The following is a 17,351-nucleotide window of genomic DNA, read 5'->3' on the forward strand; positions in this document are numbered from 1 at the left end:
ATAATAAAATTTAGTGTTATATTTAGTCAAAGAATTTATTAATATTTTTGTCAATTTTGGTATTTTTGGTACTTTAACTATTAAATTAATTATATTTTAAACAGGGAATATTAGATAGCTTTACTTTCATCCATTAATCAAAAATAGTGCCGACTTTGCTACGTTAAAATTTAATGAATATAATTGATCGATAAAATTTTTAATCTATTAATACGAAACACAATTTAATAAGTTCTTCGATTTGAAAGAACTTAATACTGGTTTACCCATTATTGAATCATAACCGATAAACCAGAAAGATAATTTTAACGATATAAACTTTTATTTGTTACTGTTATAGTCGTTAATCTTTGATGAATATTAATCACTTATTTCTAATAATTCATCTGCTTTGATTTTTCCATAATTTTCAACCCCATTTTTAACTTTAAAAACAAGGTGTTTGGTATCGATAACGCCAAACCAATCATTTTTAAAATTTTGACTGACAACATCTATTTTATTTTGGGCAAATAACTCTCCATTATTGTAAAATTCGATTGTGTCTATCATCAATGTATCATTAGCATGAATGGTTTTTCGATTATCAAATCGTCCTTCAATTATTCCTTCTTCATTTTTTTGTCCTGCTATTTTAATCGTGTTGGCACTCATTTCACCCTGCCAGTCATTTTTAAAGTTGTTACTCATTATATCTAATTCTCCTGATGAGAGAATTTTTCCTTGGTTATAGCCATCTGTAACTTGAATCGTTAAATTGTTAGCGGCAGTGATTTCATTGTAATTTCTAAAATTTACAAAATTAGTATATATTTCATTAGCCTTTATTAGACCTTGCCAATTATTTACAAAATTACTGCCTGATAAACCTGATAAATATAAATGAGTCGCTGAAATTTTACCATAATTGTAAAAATTATTAGTAATCACATTCATCGTACCAACCTCTATTAGACCATAGTTGGTAATATCATTATCAAAATTAACAGAACTAGGCTCAATCGTAGCATAATCGAAAGATAGTTTACCGTTCCAATCATTTTTAAATTGATGATATTTAAAATGTAAATTTGATTTTATCGCAATTTGACCTTGGTTATACATTTTCCCATACGATACAATATGTCCACCATCACCACTTACCAATCCCCAATTATCAAATTGATCTGCTCTTATGGAAACAAATTGATCGGCTTCTATTTTTCCACGCCAAGTATTAACCACGGTTCCAACATGTCCGGCACCTAAACCTACAGATGAGCTTTTAATATTACCTTCATTAACTATATTCTTTCCAGATAATGAAACAACTTCTCCAGCTTGAATTAAGCCTGTATCCTTATTGATAATATTATTTTCATTTTCGACCGATATTTCATTTTCAGATATCAGTTTATTTACGTTCAGAACATCAGCAATAATGCTTAATTTATCCTTGGCATTCACTTCACTATAATTCTCAAAATCTTTCCCTTCTAAAGTAATATTTTTCGACTGAATCACGCCAAACCAATCATTTTTGATTTTATCACTCGATACAGTAACGCTTTCTCCTGCTGATAAGTCACCCGCATTTTCGGCATATGATGCTTTAATTTCCACCTTTTCAACCGCATTCATTTTGCCCACATTTTTGGTGTGCATTGCATTTAATGTAATATTTTTAGCGTTCACATTCCCTGTCCAGGTACTCAGAAATTCATCACTTTCTGCACTAAGATTTTTTCCTGCTGATAATCTATTTTCATTGGCTACCAATGCTTTAGCTTTAAGTTGGATGTCTTCTTTTGCTTCTATTGTGCCATAATTTTTTACGTCTGTTTTTCCCGTTAAGCTGACACTTTTTTGACTGGCAATCGTGCCATGATTTTCTATATGTTGACTGTTTAGTGAGATATCTTGTGTTGCCTTAAAATTACCCCCCACATTATTTAAAATTTTACCATCCGCCGAGATATTCAACGTTCCCGCACTTGCCATGATTGTCCCATTGTTACGCACACCCACGCCGGTTTCGGTGCCCACCATCTTAATTTTTCCGGCATACATTCCACCTAATGCTGAAACATCCAGTGCAAATTCAGGTTGTTCGGTATTGGTGGCTGAGGCGACTTTTTCAACCTTCGTCAGGTCTGCACTCACCTTCGCTTTACCTGTCACAATATTAATTTCTTTATTCGCCCATAACTCAGCATTAACACTGACACTGCGTGCGATTAAATCGGTATAATCCTGCCCTGAATTTTTTAACCCTTCCCCTGTAATGGCTATCTTCCCCCTTTCTACTTGATAACCCATCAATTTTCCATCTTCTATTATCGGTTTACCCGTCGTTAAGGTTGCCCGGTCTGCATTAATAAAACCACAACCATTACAGGTTATGCCTGCCGGATTGGCGATGACAACTTGAGCTTTTTGACCCGCCACTTCGATATAACCATTTAATTGGCTGATATTTTGTGAATTCACTTCGTTCAATATAACTTTGGCGCTATTTTGCAGTGATGCATTACCATTAATATTACCCGCTAATTGCGTTTTACTGCCGTTTGGGGAGTTATTCAAAATGACACCGTTTTTTGAAACGTCAAATTGCGTATATTTATTATGGGATACGCCCCCTTTTGTTGGTGCGGCAATATCGATTTGTGTCACGCCGTTTGGTAAACCTTGAATTGTTGGTTGGTGAGCTTGATTGGCTTTTTGATCGACAACGATATTATTTGCGTAACTGACGCCAGTCATACTAACCAGCCCTAATGCTACATAGGATAAAAAAACTAACGGTTTTAATAGATAAGATTGAGCAGTCTTCATTGAATCATTTTTGATATGAATACACTTGCCTTGCTGCCCCTTGCTGACTACAACGTGATTTGATTGGGCAATATCAGACACAACAACAAACATCCCTCGAACTCGATTAAAAACAATACGATAAAAACCTTTATTCATAATAATTTACCTTTCATCTTTTTGTTAATAGCCGTAATTATTCATATCAAGGATTAAACATTAAATTATGTACAGCACATTTTCCAAAATAAATTCAGAATCAGATAATACATTTAAAAATTTAAAACCAATTTAACTAAAACGGCTACGACAGGGTTAGCACTTTTAAAAAACACACAAATTACTTACATAACGATAAAAACCTTTATTAAGTTATCGATAAAAAATAAAGCTTTTATATTGTTTAGATAACTTAATGTTTGTATATTAAAATTTAGTATTATATTTAGTCAAAGAATTTATTAATATTTTTGTCAATTTGGGGATTTTGGGTGCTTTAGCTATTGAATTGATTGTATTTTAAACAGGGAATATTAGATAGCTTTACTTTCATCCATTAATCAAAAATAGTGCCGACTTTGCTGCGTTAAAATTTAATGAATATAATTGATCGATAAAATTTTTAATCTATTAATACGAAACACAATTTAATAAGTTCTTCGATTTGAAAGAACTTAATACTGGTTTACCCATTATTGAATCATAACCGATAAACCAGAAAGATAATTTTAACGATATAAACTTTTATTTGTTACTGTTATAGTCGTTAATCTTTGATGAATATTAATCACTTATTTCTAATAATTCATCTGCTTTGATTTTTCCATAATTTTCAACCCCATTTTTAACTTTAAAAACAAGGTGTTTGGTATCGATAACGCCAAACCAATCATTTTTAAAATTTTGACTGACAACATCTATTTTATTTTGGGCAAATAACTCTCCATTATTGTAAAATTCGATTGTGTCTATCATCAATGTATCATTAGCATGAATGGTTTTTCGATTATCAAATCGTCCTTCAATTATTCCTTCTTCATTTTTTTGTCCTGCTATTTTAATCGTGTTGGCACTCATTTCACCCTGCCAGTCATTTTTAAAGTTGTTACTCATTATATCTAATTCTCCTGATGAGAGAATTTTTCCTTGGTTATAGCCATCTGTAACTTGAATCGTTAAATTGTTAGCGGCAGTGATTTCATTGTAATTTCTAAAATTTACAAAATTAGTATATATTTCATTAGCCTTTATTAGACCTTGCCAGCTATTTACAAAATTACTACCTGTTAAATGCAAATTAGTCACTAAGATTTTCCCATAATTATGTAAACTATTACTAATCAAACCCATCGCATCAGCCTCTATTAGACCATAGTTGGTAATAGCAGTATCAAAATAATTAGAACTAGGCTCAATCATAGCATAGTTGAAAGATAGTTTACCGTTCCAATCATTTTTAAATTCACTATGTTTAAAATGTAAATTTGATTTTATCGCTATTTGACCTTGGTTATACATTTTCCCATACGATACAATATATCCACCATCACCACTTACCAATCCCCAATTATCAAATTGATTTGTTATTATGGAAACAACTTGATCGGCTTCTATTTTTCCACGCCAAGTATTAACCACTGTTCCGACATGTCCTTTACCTATACCCACCGATGAACTTTTAATATTACCTTCATTAACTATATTTGTTCCAGATAATGAAACAGCTTCTCCAGCTTGAATTAAGCCTGTATCCTTATTGATAATATTATTTTCATTTTCGACCGATATTTCCTTTTCAGATATCAGTTTATTTACGTTCAGAACATCAGCAATAATGCTTAAATTATCTTTGGCATTCACTTCACTATAATTCTCAAAATCTTTCCCTTCTAAAGTAATATTTTTCGACTGAATCACACCAAACCAATCATTTTTGATTTTATCACTCGATACAGTAACGCTTTCTCCTGCTGATAAATCACCCGCATTTTCGGCATATGATGCTTTAATTTCCACCTTTTCAACCGCATTCATTTTGCCCACATTTTTAGTGTGCATTGCATTTAATGTAATATTCTTAGCGTTCACATTCCCTGTCCAGGTACTCAGAAATTCATCACTTTCTGCACTAAGATTTTTTCCTGCTGATAATTTATTTTCATTGGCAACCAATGTTTTAGCTTTAAGTTGGATGTCTTCTTTTGCTTCTATTGTGCCATAATTTTTTACGTCTGTTTTTCCCGTTAAGCTGACACTTTTTTGACTGGCAATCGTGCCATGATTTTCTATATGTTGACTGTTTAGTGAGATATCTTGTGTTGCCTTAAAATTACCCCCCACATTATTTAAAATTTTACCATCCGCCGAGATATTCAACGTTCCCGCACTTGCCATGATTGTCCCATTGTTACGAACACCTACCCCTGCTTCAGTACCCACCATCTTAATTTTTCCGGCATACATTCCGCCTAATGCTGAAACATCCACTGCAAATTCAGGCTGTTCGGTATTGGTGGCTGAGGCGACTTTTTCAATCTTTGTCAGGTCCGCACTCACCTTCGCTTTACCTGTCACAATATTAATTTCTTTATTCGCCCATAACTCAGCATTAACACTGACACTGCGTGCGATTAAATCGGTATAATCCTGACCTGATTTTTTTAACCCTTCCCCTGTAATGGCTATCTGCCCCTTTTCCACTTGATAACCCATCAATTTTCCATCTTCCATTATCGGTTTACCGGTGGTTAAGGTTGCCCGGTCTGCATTGATAAAACCACAACCATTACAGGTTATGCCTGCCGGATTGGCGATGACAACTTGAGCTTTTTGACCTGCAACTTCGATATAACCATTTAATTGGCTGATATTTTGTGAATTCACTTCGTTCAATATGACTTTGGCGCTATTTTGCAGTGATGCATTACCATTAATATTACCCGCTAATTGCGTCTTACTGCCGTTTGGGGAGTTATTCAAAATGACACCGTTTTTTGAAACGTCAAATTGTGTATATTTATTATGGGATACCCCCCCTTTTGTTGGTGCGGCAATATCGATTTGTGTCACACCGTTTGGTAAACCTTGAATTGTTGGTTGGTGAGCTTGATTGGCTTTTTGATCGACAACGATATTATTTGCGTAACTGACGCCAGTCATACTAACCAGCCCTAATGCTACATAGGATAAAAAAACTAACGGCTTTAATAGATAAGATTGAGCAGTCTTCATTGAATCATTTTTGATATGAATACACTTGCCTTGCTGCCCCTTGCTGACTACAACGTGATTTGATTGGGCAATATCAGACACAACAACAAACATCCCTCGAACTCGATTAAAAACAATACGATAAAAACCTTTATTCATAATAATTTACCTTTCATCTTTTTGTTAATAGCCGTAATTATTCATATCAAGGATTAAACATTAAATTATGTACAGCACATTTTCCAAAATAAATTCAGAATCAGATAATACATTTAAAAATTTAAAACCAATTTAACTAAAACGGCTACGACAGGGTTAGCACTTTTAAAAAATACACAAATTGCTTACATAGCGATAAAAATCTTTATTAAGTTATCGATAAAAAATAAATTTTTATATAGTTTAGATAACTTAATGTTTATATATTAAACTTTTAATTTTCATTTAGTCAAAGAATTTTGCCCAACGAATTGTAAGTAAAATTTTGTTTTCAAAATGATAAAAATCGAAGACTTATATTGATATCTTTTAGTAGGATGGATTAGAGGTGAGAAATGAATGTAGATAACATGCAAAATAATTGAATCTTAATAACCTGGTTTATCAAACGATAAATAACGTTTGGTAAACCAGGTGAGTAATTTTTACAATTATACCATGCTGTCATTCATTTTATTGATTAACGAAAATACCATTGATCACGCCAATGTTGTTAATATAGGCTAATTTAGATTCAATATATTTTGCATTAATTATTCCATGGCTATCGTTGGTTAATGTCCTAGCTGTTAACTTGATATAATCATCTGAAGTTATTTTTCCTTCGTTATAGATGAGGTTAGCAAGTATACTGATTGAATTATTGACAGATAACGTTCCATAATTTTTAAAATTATAATCAATATTTAAATCAATGGTTTCTGATGCTATCCAACCAAACCAATCATTGTGAAAGTTTCTACTGGTTAACTGTATTTTATTTTTAGCCAGTAACTGACCATTATTGTATAAACTACTTACATTTAATTTGAAATCATTATTGGCTTTTACGAAATTTCGGTTATCAATATTTCCACCTTTAATTTCGATTTGGTTAGCATTGATTTCGCCTTTCCAATCATTTTTAAAGTTATCAGTTTTTATTGCCAATTTTTCTGATGCCAAAATTTTCCCTTGGTTATAGCCGTTTTTCACCTTAATCACCGATGAATTTGATGCATTAATTTCATTGTAATTATCCAACTTATTGATATCCATAGAAATTAAATCGGCTTTGATTTCACCTTTCCAGTCATTTTTAACTTCATTGCCTTTTAAAATAATCTGTTTATTGGCAAATAATTTTCCTTGATTATAAAACTGGTTATTGCTATTTACTGACAGTAATTGACCCGCTTTGAGTTCATTATGATTTTCAAAATTACGCGTATTTATATCCACCTCATCAGATTTGATAAGACCTTGCCAACTATTTACAAAGGTATTGTTCACTACAGATAAAGTCTGATTAACTAAAAGTTGACCATAATTATAAACATTATTATTCAAAATATTTAAATTATCAGCATTGATGACACCATAATTAGTGATAGTAGAATCCGATTTCGTTTTGTTGATATTCATATAATTACTGGCTAATTTGCCATTCCAATCATTTTTAAAATCTTTAATAGATAAATTGAAATTGTTATTTAGCGTAATTTGACCTTGGTTATACATATAATCTTGTAATACCATTGATCCATTATCCGCCTTTATCTGTCCAGAATTCTCAAATTGATTAGCTTGAATATCAACTAATTGATTAGCATTTATTTTTGCTCGCCAAGTATTCACAACTTTTCCAACTTCTCCTTCCCCTAAGAATACTGAGTCACTACTGATTGTGCCATCATTGATGATGTTCTTTGCAACTATTGAAACTTTGTCCTCAGCTTTGATCAATCCCGTATCGCTATTAGTAATGTTGGTTCCTTTTAACAACAATTGCTCATCAGAGAGTAATTTATTGATATTATTTAAATTTTCTATCGAAATCACTAGGTTTTCAGCAGAATTAACTTCGCCATAATTTTCAAAATTTTTCCCATTCAAGTTAATATTTTTAGCGTTAATAATCCCTTGCCAATCATTTTTAATATTATCGCTTTTTAGGGTAATTTGTTTGCCTGCCGTTAAGTTGCCATTATTTTCTGCAGTTGAAGCATTAAAGGTGACATTTTCATAGGCTCTCATTTTACCCACATTTTTTGCTTTCTTAGCATTAATCACAATGTTATTTGCTTTTACATCACCTGACCAAATACTAATAAACTCATCACTATTTGTTGAAAGAGAATTTTTTGCAGACAGTTTTCCTTCATTGGTAATTAACGTGTGGGATTGAAGATTAAGGTCATTTTTGGCTGTGATTGTGCCTAAATTTTTAATTTCAGATTGACTCTTTAGGACAGTTCCTTCTGAGGACTGCATCGTTCCTTTATTAATAATTTTGCCATCAGCAGAAAGATTCAATGTACCGGCACTCGCCATCAGTTTCCCATCATTTCGTACCCCTACACCATTTTCTGTACCGACCATTTTAATTTTACCTGCATACATTCCCCCTAGCGCAGAAACGTCCAATCCAAACTCAGGCAAATCAACTTGATTATTAAATCCTTGCTTTTCAATTTTACTCAAATCAGCACTTACTTTAGCTTGTCCGGTGATAACATTAATTTCGTTATTTGCCCATAATTCTGCATTAACATTGACACTACGTGCAATTAAATCGGTGTAGTCTTGCCCTGAGTTTTTTAAACCATAGCCATTAATTTCAATACGCCCGCCATCAACTTGGTAACTCTGTAATTTGCCATTATCCATAATGGGTTTACCCGTCGTTAGTGTGACTCTATCAGCATTAATAAAACCGCAACCATTACAGGTTATACCGGCAGGATTGGCGATAATAACCTGAGCTTTTTGACCTGCAACTTCAATATAACCATTTAACTGACTAATATTGGGAGAATTAACTTCATTTAAAATCACTTTTGCACGATTTTGTAATAATTTATTACCATTAATATCGCCAGCTAATTGGGTATTGGTTCTTCCTGTAGCATTATTGAGTATGACGCCATTTTTGGATACATCAAATTGGTTATATTTATTGTGAGAGACACCACTATTACTTGGCGCTGCAATATCAATTTGTGTTACACCATTTTGTAAGTTGTGTACATTAGGACGCTGTGATTGGCTAGCAGCTTGATCAACAACGATATTATTAGCATAACTGACGTTAACTACACTTACCAAACCTAATGCAATATAAGATATAAAGACTAAGGGTTTTAATCTGCAAAACTGAACGTGGTGGATTGGATTAGGGCTAACATGAACTGTTTTGATTTGTTTAGCATTGTCGGTTATGACTTGATGCGATTTAGTTATATCTGATACAACGACAAACAATCCACGGACTTTATTGAAAATGATGCGATAAAAATTCTTATTCATAGTATTTACACCTTTCACCTATTATTTTGTTAAAACGTAAAAAATAGAATCATCATATTAAACAAATGATTATTTCAAAAAAATCTACAAAATAGTTAAATACGGTAATACAAATAATATTCAGAAGTTAATGCAACAAAAAGGAAATCGATATGATGATAAATTGTATGAAAACAGACTATTTATTTACTAATTAACCATCATCATCGGTAGAACAGAAAGAAACAGATACACCAAATTAACATTATTTAGATAATTTGATTCGCGTATAATAAACACTAAATTTGTATTTAGTCAAAGTTTTATTTGTGCATCTGTCATTTACATTTCTTTGTTAATTTAAACAATTTTTATGCTAACTAAAAATTTTAGATAACAAGATTTTCTAATTTATTAGTTTATCGCTTAAATTATTTTCCGCTTTATTAAATATAACCATATTATTCATATCGTTGCCACAATTAAGCCAGTTTTAAAAATTTTTACGTTTTTTTGGGGATTAAAGTAAATGAGAAGGGATTTGAGAAGTAGACAAAGATCAAAAGATTAATTTTTAAGATCCTAGCTTATCTATCGATGATATATTTCAGTAAACTAGGATCTTATCTTTACAACAAAACAGAATTAATTGATCAAATTAATCTATTCATCTTTTGCATTAGTGGACTTTCCATTAATTAGACCACGATTAACGATTTTATCAGATAAATTGTCAGTAATAATTTCAGCATTAATCACACCATGCCAATCATTGAGAAAATGATTACCCGCTAATTTAATCTCTCTTTTCGAAATCACATTGCCTTGGTTGTATGTATAATTAGAATTAATAGTTAACTGATCACCAGCTTCAACCTCACCAAAGTTTTCCATATTTGTTATAACATTCAGATCAATATTTTCAGCTTTAATTGAACCAAACCAATCATTTTTTAGGTTGTGACTGACTACTTTTACTTGTTGGTTAGCCAATAATTCACCATTGTTATTAAAATCATTCAGGTTAATATTCATTGTATCATTCGCTATTAATTTATTACGGTTATCAAATCTATTACCTGTGATTTCAATGTTATTTGAATTTATTTCACCAAGCCAATCATTTTTGAAATTATTGCTATTAATTAATAACTTGCCTTCAGTTAAGAGCTTAGCTTGATTGTAAGCGTTTTCGACATTGACATTCAGCTCAGAATTAGCAAAAACTTGATTGTAATTGTCAAATTTTGCACCTAGCAACGTAATATTATTAGCTTGTACTTCGCCTTTCCAATCATTTTTGAAGTTGTCACTCGTTATAGATAAATCATTTTTTGCCAATAATTTACCTTGATTGTAAACATTCTTAACATCAATATTGAGTAAGTCATTGGCATTCATTTCGTTATAATTAATAAATTCACCCGTTTCGTTAACTTGATCATTGTTGGTTTTAATGTTCACAAGATTTATTTGATCAGCATTAACTTTACCGTTCCAATCATTTTTAAATGAATCAAAAGATAGATTAATTTTGAAACTTGGTGTTTCTGAACTTTCAGAATGTGGTGAAGGTTCGGGTGAAATTGATGATAGAATTCCTTGATTATAAAGTATTCCTTTTACGGCGATATCGATGGATTGTACACCATTAACAGCACCATAATTTCTAAAGTTATTGCCTTTTAAATCAACGATTTTCGATTGCATTGTACCATTCCAATGATTAAAGACATCATCACTAATAACATTCATATTTTCTATTGATGCTAACACACCGTTATTGGATAACATTTTGGAATTTATGGATAATTCTTTTTGCGATTGAATCAGACCTGTTGAATGATTTTGAATGTTCTGACTTGCTAGCGTTAATTTATTATCTGAGGTTAACGTATTAATATTATTTATATCTACAACGTTAATGATCAAGTTGTCAGTTGCGTTAATTTCTTTATAATTTTCTAGATTTGTTCCTTCAAGTTCTATATTTTTTGACTGAATCACACCAAACCAATCATTTTTGATTTTTTCACTTGATACAGTAATACTTTCTCCTGCTGATAAATTCCCAGCATTTTCAACACTTGATGCTTTAATTTTCACACTTTCAGCCGCATTAATTTTCCCCACATTTTTGGTTTGCGCTGCGTTTAATGTAATATTATTAGCACTCACATTCCCTGTCCAGGTACTCAGAAATTCCTCACTTTCTGCACTAAGATTATTGCCTGCTAATAATCTATTTTCGTTGGCAACCAATTTTTCAGCTTTTAGATTAATGTCTTCTTTAGCATTAACAATGCCATAATTTTTTACTTCTGTTTTTCCCGTTAAAATGACATTTTTCTGACTAATGATTGTGCCATGATTTTCAATATTGTCACTCTTCAATAAGGTGTCTGTCGCAGAACTAAGATTACCACTTACGGTATTTAAAATTTTGCCATTTGTTGATATATCTATCGTTCCAGCACTGGCCATAAGTATCCCATTATTACGAACACCTACCCCTGCTTCAGTACCGACCATCTTAATTTTTCCGGCATACATTCCACCTAACGCTGAAACATCCAGCGCAAATTCAGGTTGTTCAGTATTGGTGGCTGAGGCGACTTTTTCAATCTTTGTCAGGTCTGTACTCACCTTCGCTTTACCTGTCACAATATTGATTTCTTTATTCGCCCATAACTTGGCATTGACATTTACACTGCGTGCTATTAAATCAGTATAATCTTGCCCTGAATTTTTTAATCCATCCCCTGTAATGGCTATCTGACCCTTTTCTACTTGATAACCAGTCAATTTTCCATCTTCAATTATCGGTTTACCGGTGGTTAAGGTTGCCCGGTCTGCATTGATAAAACCACAACCATTACAGGTTATGCCTGCCGGGTTGGCGATGACAACTTGGGCTTTTTGACCCGCCACCTCGATGTAACCATTTAATTGGCTGATATTTTGCGAATTCACTTCGTTTAATATGACTTTGGCACTATTTTGTAGTGATGCATTACCATTAATATTACCCGCTAATTGAGTTTGGCTACCATCAGGAGAGTTATTTAAAATCACACCATTTTTTGATACGTCAAATTGCGTATATTTATTATGTGATACGCCATTACTGCTTGGTGCTGCGATATCAATTTGTGTTGCGCCGTTTGGTAAACCTTGAACTGTTGGACGTTGAGTTTGATTGGCATTTTGATCGACAACGATATTATTTGCGTAGCTTGTATCAATAATACTAACCATACCTAACGCAATATATGACAAGAAAACCAACGATTTTAATGTGTGAGGCTGAACTTGACGAGTTACATTTTTTTCTGCCATTTTAGTTCTTTGGTTATTATTTACCACGACTTGATGTGATTTAACAATTTCAGATACCACAACAGATAATCCACGAACTTTATTAAAAATAATGCGATAAAAATTTTTATTCATAGTATTTTTCACCTTGTATCTATTTGCTAACGTTTTAAAACAAAAGCATATTTAGTTATTAAAAAATTGATTAAATTAAATAAAATGATTAGAACAAAAAATTAATATCAGCTTTTAAACAAAAAAAGAGATACTAATGGGTTACTACAACTTGAAAAAAATAAATTAATTCTATTATTCAGTTAATTATGGAGATTTTCTATTAACCATATTTAGATTAATAGTTTTTGCGATCGATAATTTTATTTCTTAGGAATTAGCTGTTTATTCACTAACTCGGTATTCAAAAATTAAAACGAGTAAGAACGGTATATAAAATGGCTGATTTAAATCAATCAACGAAACAGTTATGTTATTTACAAAATTTTTCATTTTTACTAAATATTGACATTTATCAATTGTTGGAAAAACTAAAAACAAATCAATTATCATCAGGATAAAATATTGAAAATAACGTTTATTTCATTGGTAGAAATGTAAGATGATGATTCAATTTCTAGGTAAAATGTAAATAATGTAAGGCTCACTATATAAACATTAATTTTTCAATTGGTCAAAGACTTTATCAAAGTTTTTTATATATTATTGAAAGTATTTAATTCAATTTTAATTTAAATCAAAAAAAATGATGTTTTATAAAATAAAAAATGAGATGAAAATAAAATTTATGTCTGTTTTATAAATTTACAATTTTCGACCAAAGCGTATTCTTCCACTTCACGGTGGCTAAAAACAGTAAGCATTTTTGAATAATATTCCAAAGAATAAAAAAGATATTTCAATTTGTTATTGGTAAATTTAAAAGTAATACAATAAGTTGAGCATGATGAGTCTGACAAAACATAACTAAATCGATGTTATTCAGTTTTGTATGATAAAAGCGATCATCAAGATCGAGAATAATATATTGAATCAATGAAGGATGAGCGAGTTAAATACTCTATTTTGTTTTGGAACGATAACTTTCTGAATATAGGAATTTAAAGACCCTAGCTAACTTGTATATATAAAGTATAAGAACTAGGGTCTGAATTATTTTAATTGGATAACGATTTTAATACGATGAATTACAATTGATTTTCATCATTAATAATTCCTTTTATTGATCCATAATTTTCAATGTTAGTCACTTTCGTTTTAATGTAATTTGCATTCATTACGGCTTTCCAATCATTTCTAAAATAATCAGCGTATAACCAGATGTGCATATCAGAATCAACTCGTCCGTAATTATAAAATTTCTTTGTCACAATATTCATTAAATTACTTGTTTCAAATTTTCCATAATTCGATAACTGAGTTGAAAGAATATCTAGGTTTTCAGCTTTAATTACACCATACCAATCATTTTTAAAATTGGTGCCGCCTATTTCTAGATTTCCAAATGTAAATAAGGATTTGTTATTGTAAAAATCACTAACATTGATAGTAATATATCGATTAGCTTTTATTTCGTTCATGTTGTGCATTTTTCCACCGGCGATATCCAGTTTATCGGCATCAACATGAGCTGCCCAATCATTTTTAAAGTCTGCACTATATATACCAATATGATTATTTGATGTAAACCTACCTTGATTGTAGATGTTGCTAACAATGATTTGTAGATCATTAGTCGCATTAAAGGTACTATGATTGTCCAGTTTATCAGCAAATATTGTCACTAAATCAGCTTTGACAATACTTTCATTTCCTTCATTCGAAAAATATGAAGTATTAATATCTAAATTTTCATCAGATAATAACTTAAATTTATTATATAACTGTTTCACCCCAATATTTAGGGAATCTTGAGCAGTTATTAAACCTTTATTTTCTAATGTTGTACCGGATAGATCAATTTTGTCAGCGCTTATTGAAGCATTCATCTCATTTTTTAGTTTGTCACCCTGAATGCTTAATTCATGTTTCGCCAATATCTTCCCTTGGTTATAAAAATCCTTAGATTTAATTTTAATTTGATCTTTTGACTGTATCGAACCAAAGTTAGAAAAACTTTCATTGACGATCTGTTGGTCGAAATCAATTAAATTAGCGTTGATTGTTCCTTGCCAATCATTTTTAAAATTCTTATTCTGATTTACTTTTAGAGTTTTTATTGCATCAAATTGACCATTATTGTAAAAATCATTACTTTCAACGATTATTTTACTGGATGAGTATACCGAACCTTTATTTTCAAAATAATCATTATTGGCATATAATTCACCGACTTTTATTTTGCCAAAAGCGGTATTAATAAAGTCACTACCCAATTCATAAAAATAGCCTACATCGATAAGACCTTCGTTAACACTTTTATGTGGATTTATTAACTTGAAATAATCAGCTATTATTTTGCCATTGATGCCATTGTTATAGTTTATTTCAGCAGATATATCCAATGCGCCAGTTAAAATTGTACCATCAGAATCGAAATTTTGTGTTATAACTTCCGCATCATAAGCGTTTATTATTCCGTCTTTTTTGTTAGAAAATTCTATACTATTAATCCTGATTTCGTTTCTTCCCACTAATTCATTAAGATTCGTGATACTTTTAACATTCATAGTTAATCTATTGTCGGCAACAAGTTGACCATAATTGACAAATTCGTCACCAAAAATTTTGATATTATTTGATTCAATTTTGCCTTTCCAATCATTTTTGAATTTTCTACTGTTTATAGTGACTTCTTTTTTAGCAGCTAATTTTTTATTATTTTCAAACTGATTTGCGAGCAGATTAATTGTGTCATTTACGTTAATATTGCCTGTATTTTTTGCCATATTCGCATCAATTTTTAGATTTTGCGCTTTTATATTTGCTGAATAACTATTATCAAACTCTTTACTCGTTGTTGTAATCTGTTTACCCGAAGATATTAATCCTTGGTTACCAACCCAACTTTCTGCATTAAGCGTGATATCACCTTGCGCATTTAATCTATCAACATTTTTTATTTCTGCTTTACTGGATAATACAATGTTTTTTGAACTTTCAATTGTTGAATGGTTTTCAATTCCACCATAAGTCGTTTTGAATTCAAGGTTTTGCGCTGAACTGATATAACCAGCATTAATTACTTTGCCATCGTTAGTTACAGTTAATGTTCCTGCATTTGCCAATAACGTACCATTATTTCGTACACCAACGCCATGTTCTGTCCCAACCATTCTAATTTTATCCGCATACATGCCCCCTAATCTTGAGACATCTATGCCAAACTCGGGTTGTCCAACGTTATTATCAATGCCTTGTTTATCGATATGTTTTAAATCAGCGCTAACTTTTGCTTTACCCGTGATAACATTGATTTCCTTATTTGCCCATAATTTAGCATTGATATTGACACTTCGAGCGATCAGATCGCTATAATCTTGTCCACTATTATTTAGACCATTACCTGTAATTTGAATTTGACCTTTTTCGACTAAATAACCTTCTAGATTACCATTTGTTACAATCGGTTTACCGGTTGTTAACGTCGCTCTATCAGCATTGATAAACCCACAACCATCACAGGTGATCCCGGCTGGATTGGCGATGATCACCTGTGCTTTTTGCCCAGCGACTTCTATGTAACCATTCAATTGACTGATATTATTAGAATTAACTTCATTTAAAATAACTTTTGCACTGTTTTGTAATAATGGATTACCATTTACAATTCCCGCTAGCTGTGTATTTGTGCCACCGGTAGCATTATTAAGAATCACACCCTTTTTTGATACATCAAATTGAGTATATTTATTATGAGACACGCCGTTTTTACTCGGTGCAGTAATATTTATTTGTGTTGTACCATTCTGCAACTCTTTAACGATAGGACGTTGATTTTGATTAGCCGACTGATCAACCACAATACTTTTTGCATAGCTTGTACCAACAATACTTATCATACCTAATGCAACATAGGATAAAAATACAAGTGGTTTTAATGTGCTAAATTTTGTATTGTTATCTAAATTTTGGTTAATATCAGCTTTTTTAGCTTTTCGATTGCAACTTGTTGTCGCTTGATGTGATTTTACAATTTCAGATACCACAACGAACAAACCACGAGTTTTATTAAAAACAATGCGATAAAAATTTTTATTCATAGTATGTCTCACCTTTCATATACCCACTCTTTTTTATTCAAAAAGGATCGGAATTTCTCTCAAAAACCAGTCATTTCATAAAAAATCAATTTACTCAATAACTAGAACATAAATTAATACTACAGGTTTACAAATTTTCTAATATCAATTAGTTACTACAATCAAATAATGACTACTGAACTATTAACAAATAGTTAATATTTTTTGGAACATTGTTGCATGAAACTTAGCCCGTATTTATCTATGATAGTTTCCATAAATTAATGCTAGCTAACTTACTTAAAATATGATTAATCAAACAGGAATAATTCAAGTTTTAAAAAG

General features: G+C 31.4%; 5 protein-coding genes. All 5 read right to left on the minus strand.

The annotated features are described in order from the left end of the window. Window positions 1–360 precede the first annotated feature (360 nt). The 5 genes from GYM75_RS09405 to GYM75_RS09425 all read right to left on the minus strand — a co-directional run bounded on the left by GYM75_RS09405 (window position 361) and on the right by GYM75_RS09425 (window position 17,027). Window positions 361–2,955 carry a filamentous hemagglutinin N-terminal domain-containing protein gene (locus tag GYM75_RS09405; RefSeq protein WP_220215704.1) on the minus strand — a complete coding sequence of 865 codons (2,595 nt, stop codon included), beginning with the start codon at window positions 2,953–2,955 and terminating at the stop codon, window positions 361–363. Between the two features lie 624 nt (window positions 2,956–3,579). After that, window positions 3,580–6,165, minus strand: coding sequence for a filamentous hemagglutinin N-terminal domain-containing protein (locus GYM75_RS09410; RefSeq protein WP_220215705.1), 2,586 nt, complete (start codon window positions 6,163–6,165; stop codon window positions 3,580–3,582). 513 nt (window positions 6,166–6,678) lie between these two features. Continuing rightward, window positions 6,679–9,513: a filamentous hemagglutinin N-terminal domain-containing protein gene (locus tag GYM75_RS09415; RefSeq protein WP_220215706.1), complete on the minus strand. Its 2,835-nt coding sequence runs from the start codon at window positions 9,511–9,513 to the stop codon at window positions 6,679–6,681. Between the two features lie 642 nt (window positions 9,514–10,155). Next, on the minus strand, window positions 10,156–12,945 hold the full coding sequence (locus tag GYM75_RS09420; RefSeq protein WP_220215707.1) for a filamentous hemagglutinin N-terminal domain-containing protein: 2,790 nt from the start codon (window positions 12,943–12,945) through the stop codon (window positions 10,156–10,158). 1,067 nt (window positions 12,946–14,012) lie between these two features. Then, on the minus strand, window positions 14,013–17,027 hold the full coding sequence (locus GYM75_RS09425; RefSeq protein WP_220215708.1) for a filamentous hemagglutinin N-terminal domain-containing protein: 3,015 nt from the start codon (window positions 17,025–17,027) through the stop codon (window positions 14,013–14,015). Window positions 17,028–17,351 lie beyond the last annotated feature (324 nt).

Origin of the sequence: Gilliamella sp. ESL0441 (assembly GCF_019469185.1) — a bacterium.
In the GTDB taxonomy this organism is placed as follows: domain Bacteria; phylum Pseudomonadota; class Gammaproteobacteria; order Enterobacterales; family Orbaceae; genus Gilliamella.